Annotated in this window: 18 protein-coding genes and 1 riboswitch; of the genes, 14 read left to right on the forward strand and 4 right to left on the reverse strand. The window is 59.8% G+C overall.

All coding sequences use genetic code 11. From position 1 onward, the window contains the following. The gene (locus FOI68_RS15040; RefSeq protein WP_029099885.1) at positions 1-810 is read left to right on the forward strand and encodes an EcsC family protein; all 810 of its coding nucleotides are present in this window, start codon (positions 1-3) and stop codon (positions 808-810) included. Between the two features lie 76 nt (positions 811-886). Here FOI68_RS15040 and FOI68_RS15045 read toward each other — a convergent pair whose 3' ends face one another. Together FOI68_RS15045 and FOI68_RS15050 are read right to left on the reverse strand one after the other, a co-directional pair. Continuing rightward, positions 887-1,432, reverse strand: coding sequence for a GNAT family N-acetyltransferase (locus FOI68_RS15045; RefSeq protein WP_029099886.1), 546 nt, complete (start codon positions 1,430-1,432; stop codon positions 887-889). Positions 1,433-1,561: 129 nt separating this feature from the next. After that, the gene (locus FOI68_RS15050; RefSeq protein ID WP_035295300.1) at positions 1,562-2,005 is read right to left on the reverse strand and encodes a flavodoxin; all 444 of its coding nucleotides are present in this window, start codon (positions 2,003-2,005) and stop codon (positions 1,562-1,564) included. A gap of 152 nt (positions 2,006-2,157) precedes the next feature. Further along, positions 2,158-2,343: riboswitch (Lysine riboswitch) on the forward strand. A 92-nt stretch (positions 2,344-2,435) separates the two neighbouring features. Here FOI68_RS15050 and dapD point away from each other — a divergent pair. The 7 genes from dapD (at position 2,436) to FOI68_RS15085 (ending at position 11,128) form a co-directional block, all read left to right on the forward strand. Continuing rightward, entirely contained in the window at positions 2,436-3,146 is a 711-nt protein-coding gene (gene dapD, locus FOI68_RS15055; RefSeq protein WP_029099887.1) for a 2,3,4,5-tetrahydropyridine-2,6-dicarboxylate N-acetyltransferase, read from the forward strand. Positions 3,147-3,162: 16 nt separating this feature from the next. Further along, positions 3,163-4,380 (forward strand): aspartate aminotransferase family protein, encoded by a 1,218-nt coding sequence (locus FOI68_RS15060; protein WP_143863647.1) that lies wholly within the window; start codon positions 3,163-3,165, stop codon positions 4,378-4,380. A gap of 4 nt (positions 4,381-4,384) precedes the next feature. Next, on the forward strand, positions 4,385-5,530 hold the full coding sequence (locus FOI68_RS15065) for an N-acetyldiaminopimelate deacetylase (protein ID WP_035295296.1): 1,146 nt from the start codon (positions 4,385-4,387) through the stop codon (positions 5,528-5,530). A gap of 215 nt (positions 5,531-5,745) precedes the next feature. Beyond that, a complete protein-coding gene (locus FOI68_RS15070; RefSeq protein WP_143863648.1) occupies positions 5,746-7,854 on the forward strand; it encodes a hypothetical protein in 2,109 nt (702 codons plus the stop codon). Between the two features lie 12 nt (positions 7,855-7,866). Beyond that, positions 7,867-9,873, forward strand: a complete 2,007-nt coding sequence (locus FOI68_RS15075) for a beta-propeller fold lactonase family protein (RefSeq protein ID WP_143863649.1) — start codon at positions 7,867-7,869, stop codon at positions 9,871-9,873. Positions 9,874-10,048: 175 nt separating this feature from the next. After that, a complete protein-coding gene (locus tag FOI68_RS15080) occupies positions 10,049-10,642 on the forward strand; it encodes a hypothetical protein (RefSeq protein ID WP_029099891.1) in 594 nt (197 codons plus the stop codon). A gap of 123 nt (positions 10,643-10,765) precedes the next feature. Further along, positions 10,766-11,128: a DUF4912 domain-containing protein gene (locus FOI68_RS15085; protein ID WP_029099892.1), complete on the forward strand. Its 363-nt coding sequence runs from the start codon at positions 10,766-10,768 to the stop codon at positions 11,126-11,128. A gap of 170 nt (positions 11,129-11,298) precedes the next feature. On the opposite strand, the gene FOI68_RS15090 is transcribed toward FOI68_RS15085, so the two are convergent. After that, the gene (locus FOI68_RS15090) at positions 11,299-11,727 is read right to left on the reverse strand and encodes a DUF1885 family protein (protein WP_029099893.1); all 429 of its coding nucleotides are present in this window, start codon (positions 11,725-11,727) and stop codon (positions 11,299-11,301) included. A 182-nt stretch (positions 11,728-11,909) separates the two neighbouring features. On the opposite strand from FOI68_RS15090, the gene FOI68_RS15095 reads away from it, so the two are divergent. The 5 genes from FOI68_RS15095 to FOI68_RS15115 all read left to right on the forward strand — a co-directional run bounded on the left by FOI68_RS15095 (position 11,910) and on the right by FOI68_RS15115 (position 16,275). Next, positions 11,910-12,434: a MarR family winged helix-turn-helix transcriptional regulator gene (locus FOI68_RS15095; RefSeq protein ID WP_029099894.1), complete on the forward strand. Its 525-nt coding sequence runs from the start codon at positions 11,910-11,912 to the stop codon at positions 12,432-12,434. Between the two features lie 183 nt (positions 12,435-12,617). Continuing rightward, the gene (locus tag FOI68_RS15100) at positions 12,618-12,917 is read left to right on the forward strand and encodes a DUF3055 domain-containing protein (RefSeq protein ID WP_029099895.1); all 300 of its coding nucleotides are present in this window, start codon (positions 12,618-12,620) and stop codon (positions 12,915-12,917) included. Positions 12,918-12,969: 52 nt separating this feature from the next. Next, positions 12,970-13,782 carry an alpha/beta hydrolase gene (locus FOI68_RS15105; protein ID WP_143863650.1) on the forward strand — a complete coding sequence of 271 codons (813 nt, stop codon included), beginning with the start codon at positions 12,970-12,972 and terminating at the stop codon, positions 13,780-13,782. A gap of 142 nt (positions 13,783-13,924) precedes the next feature. Further along, positions 13,925-14,050: a GapA-binding peptide SR1P gene (locus FOI68_RS15110; RefSeq protein WP_081656563.1), complete on the forward strand. Its 126-nt coding sequence runs from the start codon at positions 13,925-13,927 to the stop codon at positions 14,048-14,050. A 116-nt stretch (positions 14,051-14,166) separates the two neighbouring features. Next, positions 14,167-16,275, forward strand: coding sequence for a TolB-like translocation protein (locus tag FOI68_RS15115; protein WP_143863651.1), 2,109 nt, complete (start codon positions 14,167-14,169; stop codon positions 16,273-16,275). A 158-nt stretch (positions 16,276-16,433) separates the two neighbouring features. Here FOI68_RS15115 and FOI68_RS15120 read toward each other — a convergent pair whose 3' ends face one another. Then, positions 16,434-17,906, reverse strand: a complete 1,473-nt coding sequence (locus FOI68_RS15120) for an aminotransferase class I/II-fold pyridoxal phosphate-dependent enzyme (protein WP_029099898.1) — start codon at positions 17,904-17,906, stop codon at positions 16,434-16,436. A 111-nt stretch (positions 17,907-18,017) separates the two neighbouring features. Between FOI68_RS15120 and FOI68_RS15125 the strand changes: the two genes are divergently transcribed. Beyond that, positions 18,018-19,055 (forward strand): NAD(P)H-dependent flavin oxidoreductase, encoded by a 1,038-nt coding sequence (locus FOI68_RS15125; protein WP_143863652.1) that lies wholly within the window; start codon positions 18,018-18,020, stop codon positions 19,053-19,055. Position 19,056: the final 1 nt, after the last annotated feature.

Here is a 19,056-nt window from a genome sequence, read left to right on the forward strand (position 1 = left end):
ATGGAGACGAGAGAGTTGCTCTTGCGGGCGTTGGACGAAGTGGAAGCGTGGGAACGGGACCAGAAGGACCTGTGGTTCTGGGAAAAGCTGGGCCGGCTGCCGTTTGTGCTTTTGGACCGCGTTACGCCCGCCGTCGTCAGGGAGAAGCTGGGGACGGCTGTCGATGAAATGGCCGCCTTTCTGGAGCAGGGGGGTACCTATCTGGTAAGCGACGAGTCAGTGTATGCGCGGTTCCAGGAGGCCCAGCCGGGAACGGGACGGCCCAAGCAGGAGGACGTCAAGAGATTGCCGCTGGTCACCATGGACAAGGTGGCAGCGGAAATGGTGGCATCCCGCGCCGCGTTTGCCACGGTGCAGGGAGCGACAACGGGGTTTGGCGGGCTGTTCACCCTGGCGATCGACGTCCCGCTGCTGTTGGGCACCTCGCTCAAGGTGCTGCAGGAGATGGCGCTCTGTTACGGATACCGCCCCGAGGAGAAGCGGGAGCGGCTGTTCATCGTCAAATGCCTGCAGTTTGCCTCTTCCGACATCGTCGGCAAGCGGGCGATCCTGGAGGAGCTTTCCCGCTTTGACGAGCCCGAAAGACAGCGGGATGTCATCGCCCAACTGCAGGGCTGGCGGGAAGTGGTGGTGACGTACACGGAAAACTTCGGCTGGAAAAAGCTGTTTCAGATGGTGCCGGTGGCGGGCATGCTGTTTGGCGCTTACCTGAACCGCTCCACCGTGCAGGATGTGGCGGAAACGGGCCGGATGCTGTACCGCAAGCGGCGGATTCTGGAGCGGCTGCGGCAGGAGGAAGCCGGAGCCTGACGGGCAGGATGTCCCGCGCACTCCGGCTTTCCCCGCTGCCTGAGCAGCACAGGACAGGCCGCGTGATTTCGGCTATTTAAGTCCACTCCTCGCGCGTGATCGCGAAGATCAGGTGGTCTTCCCAAACGCCGTTGATCTGCAGATACCGAAGCGACAGCCCTTCCCGGCGGAAACCGGTCTTTTCCAGCACGCGGATGGAGGCCCCGTTGCGGGGCATGACCGCCGCCTGTACGCGGTGCAGCCCGGCTTCCGCGAACGCGAATCGCAGCGCCTGCCGGACGGCCTGCGTCATGCAGCCGCGGCCGCTAAGGGACTGGTCGAGATAATAGCCCATGGTGGCGTTTTGCCAGGCGCCCCGGACGACGTTGGAAAGGTTGACGCGGCCGATCAGCTCGTCGTTCTCCCGCAGAAAAACGCCAAAGGCGTAGGCGGTTCCCGCCGCGAAGTCGCGCTCGGCGGCCGCCAACTGCTCCCGCTGTCCCTCCAGGGTGAGAAACGACGCGGGGCGGATCGGTTCAAACGGTTGAAAAAACGCCTGATTGCGGACGCGCAGCGCCAACATGGCCGGCGCGTCTTCCGCCGTCAGGGGGCGGATGTACACGCTTTGTGCCAGCGAAGACATGGAGCGGTCCTCCTTTTCTCCGGACGGAATCTGGGGACCGTCAGTGTACCACGTTTGCGGCCGCCTGAAAAGACGGTCCCGGCAGATTGCGCCAGGACCGTATGGATGCGGGCGCGCACCGCTGCTCCGCTACGCCAGCGACTGCGCGAACGAACGGCCGAATTCCCGGCAGGTTTCCTTCTCCTGGACGGACGGGGACAGTTCCACCTTCAACCCGTTCAACGGGACGTCCGCGCCCAGCGAGGTCACTTTTTCCAGCAGAATGTCGACAGCGGCTCCCACTTTTTCGTAGCCGGAGTCGCAAGAGCCGAATACAGCCGCTTTTTTGCCCCGCAGGTCAAGCCCTTCCATCTCTTCGTAAAAATCCAGAAACTCGTCCGGCAGCTCCCCGTCTCCCCACGTGTAGGCGCCCAGCACGATGCCGTCATAGTCGGCCAATTCGGAAGCGGAGCAGTCCACCACTTCCTTGACCTCCGGTTCGATTCCCGCCGACCGAATGCCTTCGACGATCGCATCGGCCATCTCCCGGGTGTTTCCTGTCATGCTTGCATAGACCAGTATGATCGTTTTCATAAGCCCTCCAAACAGATAATGGTTATCATTTTCAACTACAAGATAATGAAAATGATTATCGTTGTCAACAATTATCTGTTTCCCCTCTTTTCCATTCAGAGGTTGCCACCCGGGGAGGATTTTGATAGAGTAAAAGGAAATTCCATAACGTATCTACAAATAGAGGTGCGCTGCGGAAGAGTACGTCTTGCCGAAAAACGCGGGGGGCGTGGGAAGACGGAAAGGCCAAGGCGCCGAAGTTCTGGCCGTACCCCTCGGACGGCGAGGGCTGGGGTTCCCGTGAACAACGGTCGCCCTGTCATGAAAGGCACGGCCTTTCGTGGAGCGCTATTTACGGTTTGCTTTCAGGTATCAAAAAGCAATGAGGATAGCGTCTGCACTCATTGCTTTTTCTACATTTCCACATACAGTGTCATGGAGGAGATTCACAGTGAACATGATGGATGCGCATGAAATTATCTCGTTTATCCAAAAAAGCGAAAAGAAAACGCCGGTGAAGGTATACCTGAAAGGAGACCTGGACGGCATCGATTTCGGCGCAAACGCCAAAACGTTTATCAGCAACGGCACAGGCGTGGTCTTCGGCGAATGGAAGGAGATCGAGCCGGTGCTGGAGCAGCATAAGGACAAAATCGCCGATTACGTGGTGGAAAGCGACCGCCGCAACTCCGCCATCCCGCTTCTGGACACGAAAGGCATCCAGGCGCGCATCGAGCCGGGCGCGATCATCCGCGACCAGGTGAGCATCGGCAACAACGCCGTGATCATGATGGGGGCGGTGATCAACATCGGCGCCGTCATCGGCGAAGGCACGATGATCGACATGAACGTGGTCGTCGGCGGACGCGGCACCATCGGGAAAAACTGCCACATCGGCGCCGGTGCGGTGATCGCGGGCGTAATCGAACCGCCGTCCGCGCAGCCTGTCGTGATTGAAGACGACGTGGTGGTCGGCGCCAATGCGGTGATTCTGGAAGGCGTTCGCGTCGGCAAAGGTTCCGTCGTGGCCGCCGGCGCGGTCGTCATCGAGGACGTTCCGCCGAACGTGGTCGTGGCCGGCACTCCGGCGCGCATCATTAAACAGATTGACGAAAAAACACGCTCCAAGACGGAGATCAAGCAGGAGCTGCGGCAGCTGTAGGAGCGTGAGTGAGAAGATGGCTACGGACTGGCGTTCGCTCGACGAACAGTACATTGTCTCGACGTACAAACGGCTGCCGATCGCAATTGCCAAAGGAGAGGGCAATTACCTGTACGACACCGACGGCCGGGTGTATCTGGACCTGTTTACCGGATTGGCCGTCAACGTGCTGGGCCACTCCCATCCGCGGATTGTCCAGGCGCTCCGGGAGCAGGGCGAGCGGTTTCTGCACATCTCCAACGTCTTTCTCAACCCGCCGGCGATCCGGCTGGCGCAGCGGCTGATCGACAACACCATCCCCGGCAAGGTCTTTTTCTCCAACTCCGGGGCGGAGGCGACGGAAGCGGCGATCAAGCTGATCCACAAATGGACGAAAGCGGAGGGGGCCGGCCGGACGGGGATCGCCGTCCTGCGCAACAGCTTCCATGGGCGCACGCTGGGGGCGGTGCGGCTGACGCGGCAGCCCCACGTCTATCAGGATTTTCCCCAGCCCGACTTTCCCGTCTACGAGCTGGATGCGGAAGACGCGGAACAGCTTCGCGCGGTCTGCCGGAACGAGAAGCCGGCGGCCCTCCTGATGGAGCCGGTGCTCGGCTCCGGCGGCGTGGTGCCGCTCTCCGAAGCGTATTTGCGGGAAGCGGAGGCGATCTGCCGGGAAGAGGGCGTGCTGTTTGCCATGGATGAAATCCAGACCGGCATGGGCCGTACGGGCCGTCTGTTTGCCTATCAGCACGCAGGGGTGACGCCCGATTTGATCCTGTTTGCCAAAGGAGTGGGCGGCGGCCTGCCGCTCGGTGGGGTGATCGCCGGCCAACGGCTGATGAATCTGTTCAAGCCGGGGGATCACGGCACGACCTTTGCGCCCTCGCCGCTCTCCGCCGCGCTGGGCAACGCGGTGCTGGACGAATTGCTCGACCCGGCCTTCCGCGCCCATGTGAGCGACGTGATCGGCTACCTGTGGGGACGTCTGGAAGAGCTGAGACAGCGCCTGCCGGAGCAGCTTCAGGCGCTGCGCGGCAAAGGCATGATGGTGGGCATTCCGCTGCACGCGACGCCCGAAGAAGCGGCCCGGCTGCAGCAAAACCTGCTGGCCGAGGGCATCCTCGTCGACGTGACGCAAAAGACGATCGTCCGCCTGCTGCCTCCGCTCACCTTGACGCGGGCGGATGTGGACCGGTTTGTGGATGTGTTTGCCCGCCAACTGACGGCGCTCGGCACCGGAAAGGAAGTGTAGAGGGATGACCGATTCCCCGTTTGTGCGGATTCGCCGCGACCTGCATCAAATTCCCGAACCCGGTTTTGCGGAGTACAAAACGCAGCGCTATCTGCTGGACTATCTGGAGCGGCTGCCGCAAGAGCGCCTGCAGATCAAGACCTGGCGCACCGGCATCCTCGTCAGGGTTAACGGGCTTCATCCCAAGCGGACGATTGCCTGGCGGGCGGACATGGACGGTCTGCCGATTCGGGAGGAGACGACCTATCCGTTCCGCTCCACGCACGAGGGGTACATGCACGCCTGCGGCCACGACATGCACATGGCGATCGGGCTGGGCATTCTGACCCATTTTGTTCACCATCCCGTCGATGACGATCTGCTCTTCGTGTTCCAGCCGGCCGAAGAAGGACCGGGCGGCGCCAAGCCGATGATGGAGAGCGAGGCGTTTGCCGAGTGGCGGCCCGACTGCATCTTTGCCCTGCACATCGCGCCGGAGTACCCGGTGGGGCACATCGCCACCAAGCCGGGCATCCTGTTTGCCAACACCTCGGAGCTGATGATCGAGCTGACCGGCAAAGGGGGGCACGCGGCCTTTCCCCACAAGGCAAACGACATGGTGGTGGCGGCCAGCCATCTGGTGACGCAGCTTCAGTCGATCGTGGCCCGCAACATCGACCCGCTCGATGCGGCCGTCGTGACGGTGGGCAAAATCGAAGGGGGCACCAAGCAGAACATCATCGCGGAAACGGCGCGGCTGGAGGGGACGATCCGGACGCTGTCGCTGGAGTCGATGGCCCGGGTGAAAAGCCGCATCGAGGCGCTGGTCAAAGGCGTCGAAGCGGGATTCGAGTGCACGGCCACCATCGATTACGGCTGCGGGTACTGCCAGGTGTACAACCATGAGGCGCTGACCGAGCGGTTCATGGAATGGGTGGGCACCCAGCGCCCGGACATCACGCCGATCCGCTGCAGCGAAGCGATGACGGGGGAAGACTTCGGCTTTTTCCTGTCGGAAATCCCCGGCTTTTTGTTCTGGCTCGGGGTGAATACGCCCTACGGCCTGCACCATGCGAAAATTGAACCGGACGAGCGGGCGATCGACATCGCCATCAGTCTGGTGACGGACTATCTGACCTGGCTGTCCGGGCAGGAGGAATGGCCGATCTGAGCAGGACCAGCTGGTCCTTGCCGTGATCGTTTCGGCCTGGCTGCGATAACACGCGCGCGAAAATCCGTTCATCGATAAGCGACTCCAATCGAGTCGCTTTTCATTTTGCTCATTTACAAGCATGACTGCCGGGCGTATAATGAGAATCATCTTCATTGATAATAACTCTCATTATCATCCGCTTATATGCGTCAACGGCAGGAGGAGGAGTTTCCTTGGCAAGAAAACCGCTTTCCGTATTGCTGGCAACCGCCTTGCTGGCAGGGTGCACCCCGGAGGCGCCGTCAGGCACCAACCAGTCCGCACCGCAGCCCGCGGGCCAGGCGGCCGGCACCAAAGCACAGGGTCTGCGCGTGGAAAAGACCGATTACCGCTTTGACACGGCGGCCAACATGTTTGCCTATTCCGAGTTTGAACTGTCAGGCGAACCGCTCGCGGAGTCGCTGGGGCTTGACCTGGACCTGCTGGATGCGGGCAAGCCGGACAGCCCCACCCCGTTTGACTACACGGCCGGAATCGAGTCCTACGAGTATTCCGAAGAGGCGATGTACGAAGTGGTGGAAAAGTCCGGCTTGGGCCTGCATCTCGTCAACGGTCCCGTCAACGTCAAGCGGGCCGGAGCCAACGACCCGCGCAAGGCGCTGGCGGAGCGCTATTTCGCGCTGGCCAAAGCGGTCGGCTACACGCCGGAGGAGCTGTTTCAAAACATGTTCCCCACGTTTGTCGAATACGCGTCCGGCGATCCGCACTACGTGACCAAGGTGGACACCAGCAAGTTCGCCGACGGGGAAGACGGACGCTACATTCCCAAATACCAGGTGGACTTCGCCACGCTGCGCTGGGACCGCGGCCGGATGGAGCGGGTGCTGACCCCGTCCGCGCTCGGCGGGACCTATCTGAAGCAGGCGCTTTGGCTGGGTGACTTTTTGGGCGGATTCCACACGGTGGACAAGGACGAAGAACTGGAGGCCGCCTCGCCCGACCAGGACAAGGACCCCAATATCCGCCTCGGCGTCAGCACGGCGGACGGCTTGCAGGGGGTGCTGCTCGCGGAGGGCGTCTGGAACAAGCTCGCCTTCATGCGTGACCGACTGTTTCTGGAAGCGGCCAGCGGCAAGCTGGGGGCCACGCCGGGAACGAAATACGATCCGGCCAAGGGGCTTGTCTACCTTCCCCACGCCATCCAGGTGACGGAAGACGGCAGCACGGAATTCCCCGGCGTCAAGGAGCTGAAGGTCACCGACAAACGCAGCCTGCTGCAGGACCAATGGCTGATGATGTGGGCCGCTTCCGAATTTTTCGGCACGTCCGATCAGCGGCCCGCCAACCAAAATCAAAACCCGGCGTTTCGCGCCGTGTTTGACGGCGACCCGTTCCCGAAAGCGCCGGCGGCCAACCTGGACAATCAAATCGCAAACGACGTGAAGGCGGACGATCCGTATTCGCTCAACCGGGACATTTTGTACACCCTGTTTGCCAACCTGGAGGCGATGCACTGGAACGCCAGGGAGCAGACGCTGGTGGACGAACACTCCGGGGAGGCGAACGGGCAGGGCGATCACGCCGACACCTTCCAAATCGGATACGCCCTGGAGGCGCTGCGCCTGTTCCAGCGGGCGGTCGACGGCATGCCGCTGGGATACGCGAGCGGTGAAGCGGCGCAAGGCTTGGGTACGCCGGAGGGGAAAAAGGCGCTGGGCATGATCAAGGCGCAGGCCGACTTTATCCTCACCAAGCTCTTGGACGAACAGGACGGCCTGGTGGCAAACGGCTACCGCATCGGCTCGGGCCGGGATGGCGACGCCAAGACGCTGAAGGCCCAACTGGGGGCCATCCGCGGTTTGACGGCGGCGTTTCTGGCGACCAAGGAGGAGAAGTACCGGGATGCCGCCCGCAAGCTGTTCGACCAGACGGTGAAAACGTTCTGGGACGACGGGGCGTCCGCTTTTCGCGACGCAGTCGGCAAGGAGAACGACTACGCCTACGATCCGTACCTGGCAGGCGCCGTCTCCGCCGGGCTGCGCCTCGGCATGCTCAACCTGGTCAACACGGACGCGGACAAGGAAAAATACCCCTCGCTCGAACTGGGCAAGCTGACCGACATGTACACCCGCTTTTTCAAGACAGTGGTCAACGGCCCGACGCTGGAGGACGGGATGCAGGCGAGCGAATTCTGGGATACGGGCGACTACTACAAGGAAACGTCCGACTCGCCGGACAATACGGACAAGGACACCGTGCCGCAGATTCAGGCGGTCGTGGGCAAACACGGCCCGTACGGCATCGCCCCCGTACTTCTGCCGGTTACGGTGAAGAAGCCGTAGGAGGGGTCAGTCGTGGAAAACAAACAGAAAAAGCGGTTCACATGGATAGGGTGGGGGCTGATTGCGGCCCTTGCCCTTTCCGCTTGCAGCACGACTGACGAAGCGGTCGGGGGACCTGACAGCGAATCGAGAAAAACGCCTGCGGAAAGCCGGCCGATCGCCATCACCCGCGACGGCACAGCGGTGGTCACGGCCAACATCGACGTGCCGACGATCACGCTGGTGGACGTGAAAAAACGGGCCGTGACCGCGGAGATCCCGGTCGGGCGGGAGCCGCGCAGCGTCGCCCTCTCGCCTGACGACCGGCGCGCCTACGTGGCGGCGATGCACGACGATCGGGTGGACGTGGTCGATCTGGAAAAACGACAGGTGATCGCCTCCGTCCCGGTGGCCCATCAGCCGTTTGCCGTCGTCACCAGTCCCGACGGCAAGCGGGTCTACGTCAGCTCCTACCGCGGAGGGGTCATCAGCGTGATCGACACGTCCACCAACCGGGTGGTCCGCGAGCTTCCGGTAGAGCGGGAACCGCGCGGCCTGGCGCTGAACGCGGACGGTTCGGAGCTGTACGTCAGCCACTACCTCAACGGCCATGTGAGCGTGATCGACACCGCCGCCTGGAAGGTGAAAGGCACGGTGGCGCTGGCCGAGACGCCGGAACCGCCCAATCACGACCAAAAGGTGAGCCAGGGGGTGCCCGGCATGGTGGAAAACATGACGTTTTCCCCGGACGGAAAAGAGCTGTGGCTGCCCCATATCCTGACCAACACAGACACGCCGATCCAGTTTGAGTCCACCATCTTTCCGACGGTGTCGGTGATCGACACGACGGCGCGGAAGGAGCGGGTGGAGGAGCGGAAGCACCTGTTCAAGCAGATGAACATCGTCAACGTGAAAAACGAGACGGAGATCGTCTCCAACCCCGCCGACGTGGCCTTTCTGCCGGACGGCAGCAAAGCGTTTGTGGTCATGGGCGGAAGCGAGGACCTGATGACCTTCGACCTCCGGCGCGGCGGACGGGTGACGCAGCTTCTGCGCCGCGTGCCGGGGGCCAACCCGCGCGGCATGGTGATCTCCCCGGACGGCAGCGAGCTGTACATCCACAACGCGATGAGCCACGACCTCGTCTTCGTCGAGACCGGCGGCTCCGATTCGTACAAAAAAGCGGCCGTCTCGGGAAAACCGCTCCCCCTGATCGCCAAGGATCCGCTGCCCCCCGACGTTCGCGCCGGCAAAGTGATGTTCTTTTCCGCCAACAGCGACCGATTCGCCGCGCCGATCACCGGCAAGAACTGGATGAGCTGCGCCTCCTGTCACTTTGACGGCGAGATCAACGGGCTTACCTTCCTGACCCCCAAAGGGCCGCGCAACCTGCCGAGCAACGTGCTCGCCACCAAGACGGGCCTGATGACCTGGGATGGCAGCCGTGACGATTTTGCCGACTACCTGCTGACGGTGCAGAACGAGATGGGCGGGATGACCCGGTTGGATCCGACGAAACCGCTGCCGCCCGAGGTGCAAAAGATGTTTGACCAGATGTTTGCCTACCTGGACTACGCCGATTCGCTGCCGGTGCCGAAAAGTCCGTACCGGCAGCCGGACGGATCGCTGACGCCGCTGGCTCAACAGGGAGAGGCGCTGTTCAAGGGAAAGGCGGGCTGCATTACCTGTCACGCCCTGCCGAACTATACCGACAGCGCGCAGGCGGTGGACGCCGCCGGCAGGCTGAGCGTGCAAAACCGCCGTTTTCTGCACGACGTCGGCACGGCCACGCCGGCTGATAAAGGGGCGGTAGAGGGCGACGGCCGGGCCCATTTCCAAAATCCGCGCAAGCCGGGCGAGTTTGATACCCCGACGCTGCGAGGTGTCTGGGCGACCGCGCCGTACCTGCACGACGGCAGCGCCGCCACCATCGAAGAAGTGCTGACCACGCGCAATCCGCAGCACAAGCACGGCAACGCCCATTTGCTGACCGAACAGGAACGGAAAGCGCTGGTGGAGTACGTCTTGTCGCTGGAGTAAATGGCTGTTGATAAGTCCTTCCTCCAGTTTGAGATGCGCCTGTGGATATTGTGGATATTGTGAAAAAAGTTTGCGGGGCGACCACAACTATTTGCCGGCTTGGGCGTATAAGTTAATGGCAAGAAAAAAAGGGAAATCAAGCGCTGCCGCGCAAAACATACTGGAGGATTGCGACATGAAGAAAGCATGGTTGTCTGCCCTGTTGTTGCTGACGGTCGCCGGCGTAGGGAGCACGGCCTTGGGCGAAGGCGCGATGCGGGTCTATCTGGGCGGCGAGCGAATCGTCGACAGCTTGCCCGCTTCGACGACCGCTTCGATGCAGAAACTGGTCAAGCGGATGGGAGGCTTTGCCGAGTACGATCAACGCTCCGGAAAACTGGAGATCGTCAAGCCGAACGTCAATATTCTGGTGCTGGAGGGCATCCAGCAGTCCCGCAACAAGAACATCATTTTCAGCAACCCGATCAAAGGGTACAGCGACAAGGACGTGCCGCGGACGTTTAACGTGTTTGTCGAGGTGGATGACGCGCCGGTGACAAGAGACCTGAGACTGCGCCTGGTGCTGGTCGGCCCGGACGGCAAAGAGGTGGACCGCGGCAAGGAGTGGAAGTACTCGACGCTGAACGCCAACAGCTTCTACTTCTCCGAACCGTTCGTCTCCACCAAGCTGGAAATGTACGGGACGTACAAGGTGCAGCTGCAGATGAAGCCGGAGAAGTCCAACGAGTTCGTCACCGTCGGCGAAAACAGCTTTACCGTCGGACGATAGCCGGATGAGAAAATTGGCTTGGTCGCGTTTCCACATGGCTTGTTGTCATGGTATAATGAGTAGCAAATGACGATTTGCGTCACCCTGATGCAAGTACATGAGAGAAAGGAACGATGGGAGCGAATGGAGACAAATCCCGCGCGGTCATCCACAGACATAGAAGGCCCGAGTATACGGATTGCCTGGAAAGACGAGCAATCGATCCTGGCCCAATGGCACATGACAAAGGAGTTTGAACGGGAGGTGGAGCGGAAATTTGCCATCCCGTTTGCCGAACTGCCATTTGTCCTCCGCCTCTTTGATGTGACAGACCGCAACGAGATCCGCAACGACGGCACCGACCTCTACACCGACTTTGACATTAACCACCGCTCATCGGAGTGGATCCTCTACGGCGTCACACAGGGATTGCACTACTGTGTGGATCTGGGGATACGAATGGTTGATGGCAGATTTTATTCGCTGTCCCGATCTCAACCGATTTGATCAACGTACGCGCAAAAACGGCTCTCCCGAGTGGAGAGCCTTTTTTTGTCTTCCGGGCGGGCAGGCGGAGGGACGAACAGGGACAAAAAGCTTCTTTTCCTCAGAGATAAGAAGCACAGCCTGGAAAAAAGAAAACAGCCGGTGCGTACCGGCTGCCGTTTTCCAGACGCTCACGGTTTGCGCGGCTGGAAGTACTGGATGCGCTTGTTGAACAGGTGCAGCTCCGCCTTGTACTCGCGGGCCAAATACCGGCAGTATTCGTTTGCCTTGTTCACGTCGCCGTGAGTGGCCGACTCCGGCAGGGAGACCTGAATGTAAAACCGCTCCTGGCCGTTCTCCTCCCGGGAGCCCACACCCACGATGATGGCCTTGTAGAGGGTGGGATCCTTGCCCTTCAGCAGAATCCAGGAACCCGCCCCTTCCGGCCGCTCCTCGATCACGTACGGAAAGGCGGCGTCCGCGTAGGACCACCCCAGTTGTTCCCCCGTTTTTCTCGTCATGTCGATGTATCGCTCGAGCTTTGCTTTGACGTCGTCGATGTCCGCTTTCGTGGCTGTGGAGCCTTCCACGAAATAGATGTAGGCCGATTTCAGGTTCACGATTGCCGTCACTCCTAGTCCCGGGAATCTCCTGCGACTAGTGTAGCATTCCCTGCCACTCTTTGGCAATGCGACAAGTCAAAAGGAAAATAATTGCACGTCTTTTCTGAAAAGTGTAAAATATATATCACATTCATAAAGAAAGAGAAACAATGATAAAGGATCGTGGAGGAATGGACCCGATGCAGGAGGTTTCGATTCGAAACGTTTACGAAGCGTTAAACACCATGCGCGCCATTGACGTCGTCAACAAGGAAGACTGGGAACGGGCGGCCAAAGAGGCGGAGCTGGATTCGTCCGTGCAATTGAATATTCTCTGGATCATTTACTGCTATGAAGGCGTCCGCGTGACGCAGATTGCCGAATGGACCTTTTGGCATCCGTCTTCCATCGTCATTCATATCAAAAAGCTGGTGGAAAAAGGGATGGTCTCGATCGAAAAGTCGGAGCTGGACGGGCGCGTGGTGCACGTCTACCCGACGCAGAAGGGACGGGAAGTGATCGAAGCGAGCAGGCGGAGCGTACCGGCGATTTTTCGGCTCACCTATGCGCTGGAAAAGCTGGAGGAGCGGTACAGTACGGCCGTCGTGGAACTTTTCTTTGAATGCTTGTCGTTTGTCGCCCAATCGCTGCACGGAGCGGAAAAAGTTCGCTGGATTCAGGAAGGGGAGGACCGCGTGCCCAACCTTCGCCACCTGATCAGCTAGGATCGCTGCAGGATTGGTGAGCAGCAAAGGCGGCAGATTGCCCATGCGCGCTTTTGTGCGGCCACAAGGCGGCCAAAAGGGCAGGGGTGGAAATCTGCCGCTGTTTTTGTTATACTGGTAAACAATCCGAAAATTTACTCAATTTTGCTTTCGGACACCAATTGCCATGAGGAGGGATTGCTGATGGAACGGTTCGACCACTTGTACGACGTTGCGGAGACTGCCCAGGTACGGTTCTTCGGTTTTGCCACGGAACGTGCCCGACACGACTTCGGGATCGTCTTCACCAACAAGTTTGACGGTAAGCCGCTGGTCATCTGTATGCAGACGGGGCAATCCACTCTTCTCAGTTCGGAGGATGCGGTCAATCCGGAGTACCTGAAAAAGATTTTCCGGATTGACTGCGCGAATGAAGCGGAAACGCTTTCCCAGTTTTTCCAGGAGTGTTTGCCATCGATGCCGTTGGATGATAACCAGTACTGACACCGGGCAGAAGGATTCCTTCTGCCCGTTTTTGTAATGGGGAGGGAGGAGCATGGACTGCTATTTCCATGCATGGACGGTCGCCGATCCGGCCGCGACGGTCGTGCTGGTGCACGGGACCGGCGAGCATCACGGCCGCTACAGGCATGTGGCCGCCTTTTTGAATGCGCACGGCGTGGATGTGTTCAGCGGAGATCTGCCCGGGTGGGGACGCTCGCCGGGAAAAAAGGGGCACATCGATTCGTTCGGGCAGTATCTGGAAGCCGTGGAAACCTGGACGGAGCGGGCGCTGCAGGCAGCAGGAGACGAGCGGCCGGTCTTCCTCCTGGGGCACAGCCTGGGCGGCCTGGTGGCGGTGCGGTTCGTCCAGCGGTATGAGAAGCGGCGCCGGCTGGCCGGGTTGATGCTCAGTTCTCCCTGCCTGCAGTTGAAGGTGGACGTGCCGGCGTGGAAAGCCAGGCTGGCGCAATGGCTGGATCGCGCCATGCCGAGGCTGGTGATGGCAAACGGGATCACGGCGGAAATGGTCTCCCGCGATCCGCAGGTACAGGCGGAATACGTGAGCGATCCGTACAACTACCCGAAAGTGAGTGTCCGCTGGTTCCAAGAGCTGCACCGGGCCATGCGGGCCGCCTGGGAAGAGCGGGAGCGGCTTGACCTTTCCGTCCTGGTGCTGCAGGCGGGGGATGACCAACTGGTCGATCCGGACGGAGTGGAACGGTTTGCGGCCGGCTTGCCGGCGGAGGTCACCTTTGTCCGTTTTCCCGGACTGCGTCACGAAGTGCTGAACGAACCCGAGCGGGAGGACGTGCTGCGGCAGATGGTGGAGTGGCTGAAGGGACACGGTGGGCGTTCGTTAATGTGACATACTAATTGGGTGATTTTGTGTGTGTTTTTCGTATTGACTCCCATTAGTATGTCATATTAATATAAAGGTACCATCACATTTTGATGTCACTTTTGGCTGATCTGCGCTTTGGCAGTACGAACGCGGAGGGATTGCGAACATGGGTACGATTGTTTGTCAGAGCTGTGGGACGATTATCGAGCATTTTGAAAGCAACCAGGTGAAAACGCTTTACGGGGTCTGCAGCTGCGACTGCCGCCCCAGTGAAAAACAGGAACAGGAGTAACCTGCAAATAGTCCGTCAGGCGCTTGTCAAAAGCGCCTGATTTTTTTTGACATCCTTTGCCATATGACGGATAATTGATGAAGAATGAGAATCGTCACAAAAGGAGGAATCGTTACATGAAGAGAACCCCCATCCGAGGTTTGTTGGCTGCAGCGCTGCTGGCCACGACCCTGTGGAGCGGGACTCCGGCATTTGCGTACTACGTTGGTGAAGAAGTCCGCATCGACTCCAGCAATCCGGTCATTTCCAAAGCCGGTTTTGACATTTCCAAGGATTACGCCGTCTGGATCGCAGAGGGGGAAGAAGTCATCACCCTGTATGATCTCGATGAGCATAAAGAAAGCCAAATCGGGGACAAGCAATCCGCCAAAACCAACCTGCGAGTGGACGGCAAATACGTGGCCTGGATCGATTCCCGTCACGGCGGTTCGGACGTCTACCTGTACGACATCGGAACGAAAAAGGAAAGGCGCCTTACGGACGGCACGACAGAAGCCGCGGAACTGGAACTATCCGGAAACTACGTGGCCTGGAGCGGTAAGCATGGCGGCAAATCCGACATCTACCTCTACAATATCAATACCGGGGAAGAAGTCCGTGTCTCCACCAGCGGCGAGGCCGGCAAACCGACGGTAAGCACCTCTTATGTCGCGTGGGAAGACCGCCGGAACGGCAACGTCGACATTTACTATTACGACATCAAGAGCGGGCGGGAACGCGCGGCGGTAACCGCGCTCGGCCATCAGACGAATCCTTCGATCTATGATGACCAGATCGTTTACCAGGACGAGAGGTACGACGACCTTTACGTCTACGTGATCGGCCGCGACAGAAACAAGCGCCTGACGGAAGACTCCAACAAGCAGGCATACCCGCATCTGTACGAAGATACATACGTGTTTGTGGAAGACGGTGCGCTGCTGATCGGCGACGTTGACTACGACGATGCGGAGGAGTTGGACGAAGAGGTCTACGACAAACTACCTCCGCGCATTTACGGCGATTACGTGATCTTTGCGAAACAAGACGGCGACAAGAACGTGCATCTCTATCTGTACGACCTGGACGATGAAGAATTGGTGCCAATCGGCGGCTTGTCCGGAGATCCGAGCCAGCCGGACGGCGATGACCGCTATGTGGTCTACATCAGCGAAAACAAGAAAACGTCCAATGTGATCCTGCACGATCTGCATACGCAGACCAGTTCCGTCATCAGCAAATCCGGTTCGGAGCCGCGCCGTCCTCTGGTCAGCAACCGTTATGTCGTCTGGTATGACGGAGAGGACGAAGCGTTGATCGCGTACGACATCCGCCGCGGTACCCAGAAGAGGGTGACGAGCACCAAGGCCGTTCCTTCCGACACGCTGTACGAACTGGACGGCAGCAAGCTGGCGTGGATCGACGATGATCGGGATCTGTACGTGACCGATTTGTCCACGGAAAAAACCGAGGATATCGCGAGGGTACGCGATCCCAAGGCGGTTGACATCTACGACAACTTCGTCATGTGGGTGACGGAACGCTCCGGAAAAGACACCATTTACCTGTACGACCTGGACGAAGAGGACGAGACGGAAGTGCGCGCCGATGCTGACATAACAGGGGCCAGCCTTGGCGACAACGTTGTGGTGTGGAGCGAGTATTCATCCAAAACCAAAACGTACGATTTGTACTATTACGACATTGACCGGGACCGGACCGATGTGCTCCTGCGCTGGACGGACGGGGATCAGATCGAACCGCAAGCGTCCCGCGACCTGGTCCTGTTCAAGGAAAATCGCGGTTCGCGAAACAAAGAGCAGTTCACCTACGAATTGTACGACATCGAAGACGAATCGTTCAGCAAGTACTACTGGTCCGATGATGCGGAAATGGATGAAGTTCGCCTGAGCGGCAACCGCGTGGTGTGGATCGATACCCGCGACGGCAATCCGGCCGTGTACACGATCGCGGTCACCGATCCGCGGGACGACGATGACGACGACAACGGCGGTGAACAGCCGGGCGATTACCGTGAGTACAATTTCGCCAAGGTGCTGGAGGACGACTCGCTCCTCGATATTATTGGCGACAACGACTTTGAAGACGTGTATTTTGTCTTCTTTGCCGGCACGAAGAACGAAGTGTCGCTCAATTTCGTGGATGCTTTGAATGACTCGGATCGGTTTTTAGACCTGTTGTATCAATCCGATCTGGACGACATTGTCATCCGCGTGTACAACTAATCCCCCAAACGAAACAGGCAGGCTGCGAGGGCGTGGTTCCCTCCCGGCCTGCCTTTTTGCGCGGCGCCGGTACGGAATCGGTGCGTGCCGGCGGGAAACGGACAGCGGGCAGCAAAAAAGCCGCTGCCCTCGCGATGAGGCAGCGGCTGTCGCTGTCGTCAGCCGGAGATGGCGGCCTGCTGTTTGACCACCTTGACGGTCCGGAGCGTCTCGTCTTCCGGCCCCTGTACCGGGAGGCCGGCGCGAATGTTTTCCTGAATGTAGGCGATGTTGTCGGCCGTAATCACTTCACCGGGGAGAAAAATCGGAATGCCCGGCGGGTAGACCATGATGAATTCGGTGATGACGCGGCCCTCCGCTTCCGCCAGCGGGATCGCCTCCGTCTCCGCGTAAAACGCGTCGCGCGGCGTCATGGACAGCACGGGAATCTTCGGCAGGACAATCGCCGGCTTTTCCTCCGCCTGCACGTGGGCAAATTCCACCGCCAGCTCGCGCAGCGCGTTGACGAGCGTCTGAATCGACTCTTCCGTGTCGCCGGGGGTGACGAGGCAGAGCACGTTGTACAGGTCGCTCAATTCCACTTCGATGTTGTACTTGTCCCGCAGCCAGTTTTCCACTTCCCAGCCGGTGATGCCGAGATCCCGCACGTGGATCAGGAGCTTCGTCGGGTCCATCGCAAACGTCGCCGGTTTGCCGAGAATTTCCCGGCCGACGCAGTAGATGCGGGGAATCTCGTTGATCATCTTCCGCGCCTTGTCGGCGAGCCGAATCGCCTCGTCCATCATCGCCCGTCCGTTCAGGGCCAGATGCTGCCGGGCCATGTCCAGCGACGCCAGCAAAATGTACGACGTGGAGGTGGTGGTCAGCATGCTCATCACCGTCTTCACCCTGTCGACGTCCACCAGTCCTTCCCGCACGTTCAGAATCGAGGTCTGGGTGAGCGAGCCGCCCAGCTTGTGCACGCTGGTGGCCGCCATGTCCGCCCCCGCCTGCATCGCGGAAATGGGCAGGTCTTCGTGAAAATGGATGTGCACGCCGTGCGCCTCGTCCACCAGCACGGGAATTCCGTATTTGTGGGCGGTGCGCACGATTTCCCGCAGATCGCCGGCGATGCCGAAATAGGTGGGATTGATCACCAGCAGAGCGGCCGCGTCCGGATGGGTCTGCAGCGCTTTTTGCACGGCCTTGACCGTAATGCCGTGGGAAATCCCTAGGCGTTCGTCCATGGCGGGGTGAATGAACACCGGGACGGCTCCCGCAAAAACAATCGCCGCCATGACCGATTTATGCACGTTGCGCGGCACGATGATCTTGTCACCGGGTTTGCAGGTGGCCATGATCATCGCCATGATCGCACCGCTTGTCCCTTGAACGGAAAAGAATGTATGATCAGCGCCGAACGCTTCGGCGGCCAATTCCTGAGCCTCTTTGATCATCGCCTTGGGATGATGGAGATCGTCCAGTGGAGCGATGTTGATGAGGTCAATCGAGAGCGCATTCTCCCCGATAAACTCGCGGAATGCCGGGTGCATGCCCATGCCCTTCTTGTGACCCGGAATGTGAAACTGGATGGGATTCTTTCGGGCGTGCTCCACCAACCCGCTGAACAGAGGAGTTTTCATTTGACTCATACGATCGCCTCGCTTTTCCAGAAAGATGAAAGTGCTCAAAAGATGAATTCAACAAAACAAACAAAGTTGAGTATAGCAAAAAGAAACGGGAAAGCAAGCGGATTTTTATTCATGAATGCGGTTACAGGCAGGAGATTCGTCCCTGCACCGAGAAGTTGTGTGGGGAGCGAGGTGATGACGATGAAAACGAGAGTGACTGAACTGCTCCGCATCCGCTATCCCGTCGTCCAGGGGGGATTGGCGTACCTGGCCTACGCCGAGCTGGCCGCGGCCGTCTCCAATGCCGGCGGCCTGGGGCAGATCACGGCGATGTCCCTGCCGTCACCGGAGGCCCTGCGCGAACAGATTCGCAAGGTAAGAGCGTTGACAGACAAGCCGTTCGGCGTCAATTTTGCCATCGGCCAGCACGGCCGTCCGTACGAACACATGCTGGACGTCGCGCTGGAGGAGGGCGTCCAGGTCATATCGGTTACAGGCGGCAACCCGGAACCGCTGATTCGGCGAACCGACGGCCATGACGTGAAAAAGCTGGTGCTCGTCGCGTCCGTGCGGCAGGCGCAAAAGGCGGAAGCGATCGGCGCCGATGCGGTCATGGCTGTGGGCCAGGAGGGTGGCGGCCACTTGGGGCGGGACGACATCGGGACGTTTGTGCTCATTCCCCGCGTCGTGGACTCGGTGAACATTCCCGTCCTGGCCAGCGGCGGCATCGGCGACGGCCGCGGTCTTCTCGCGGCGCTGGCCTTGGGGGCGGACGGCGTGGAGATGGGCACCCGGTTCATCGCCACGCAGGAATGCGTGCACGCCCATCCGGCCTACAAGGAAGCGCTGCTGAAAGGCACGGAGCACGATACGGCCGTCATCAAGCGCACGCTTGGCACGCCCGCCCGCGTCGTGCGGACCCCTGGCGCCGACCGGATCCTGCAGTTGGAGCAGGAAGGCGCTGACTACGAACGCTTGAAGCCCTACATCAGCGGCGAGCGCAACCGTACCTTCATCTACGAGGGGGACGCGGAGGAAGGCTTTGGCTGGGCCGGGCAGGTGATCGGCTTGATCCACGATGTGCCGACTGTGCAGGAACTCTTCCAGCGGATGTTCCGGGAAGTGGAGGTAAGACTGGCCGCGCTGCGCGCCAGCGCCGAGCGGGAATAGC

The organism is Brevibacillus sp. LEMMJ03, assembly GCF_007197875.1.
Lineage (GTDB): Bacteria > Bacillota > Bacilli > Brevibacillales > Brevibacillaceae > Brevibacillus > Brevibacillus thermoruber.

Coding starts and splice junctions, on each gene's coding strand:
- FOI68_RS15080 (WP_029099891.1), top strand. CDS start 10,049: ATGAAGAAAGCATGGTTGTCTGCCCTGTTGTTGCTGACGGTCGCCGGC.
- FOI68_RS15125 (WP_143863652.1), top strand. CDS start 18,018: ATGAATGCGGTTACAGGCAGGAGATTCGTCCCTGCACCGAGAAGTTGT.
- FOI68_RS15050 (WP_035295300.1), bottom strand. CDS start 2,005: ATGAAAACGATCATACTGGTCTATGCAAGCATGACAGGAAACACCCGG.
- FOI68_RS15060 (WP_143863647.1), top strand. CDS start 3,163: ATGGCTACGGACTGGCGTTCGCTCGACGAACAGTACATTGTCTCGACG.
- FOI68_RS15100 (WP_029099895.1), top strand. CDS start 12,618: ATGGAACGGTTCGACCACTTGTACGACGTTGCGGAGACTGCCCAGGTA.
- FOI68_RS15120 (WP_029099898.1), bottom strand. CDS start 17,906: ATGAGTCAAATGAAAACTCCTCTGTTCAGCGGGTTGGTGGAGCACGCC.
- FOI68_RS15110 (WP_081656563.1), top strand. CDS start 13,925: ATGGGTACGATTGTTTGTCAGAGCTGTGGGACGATTATCGAGCATTTT.
- FOI68_RS15115 (WP_143863651.1), top strand. CDS start 14,167: ATGAAGAGAACCCCCATCCGAGGTTTGTTGGCTGCAGCGCTGCTGGCC.
- FOI68_RS15095 (WP_029099894.1), top strand. CDS start 11,910: ATGCAGGAGGTTTCGATTCGAAACGTTTACGAAGCGTTAAACACCATG.
- FOI68_RS15040 (WP_029099885.1), top strand. CDS start 1: ATGGAGACGAGAGAGTTGCTCTTGCGGGCGTTGGACGAAGTGGAAGCG.
- FOI68_RS15085 (WP_029099892.1), top strand. CDS start 10,766: ATGGAGACAAATCCCGCGCGGTCATCCACAGACATAGAAGGCCCGAGT.
- FOI68_RS15105 (WP_143863650.1), top strand. CDS start 12,970: ATGGACTGCTATTTCCATGCATGGACGGTCGCCGATCCGGCCGCGACG.
- FOI68_RS15045 (WP_029099886.1), bottom strand. CDS start 1,432: ATGTCTTCGCTGGCACAAAGCGTGTACATCCGCCCCCTGACGGCGGAA.
- FOI68_RS15065 (WP_035295296.1), top strand. CDS start 4,385: ATGACCGATTCCCCGTTTGTGCGGATTCGCCGCGACCTGCATCAAATT.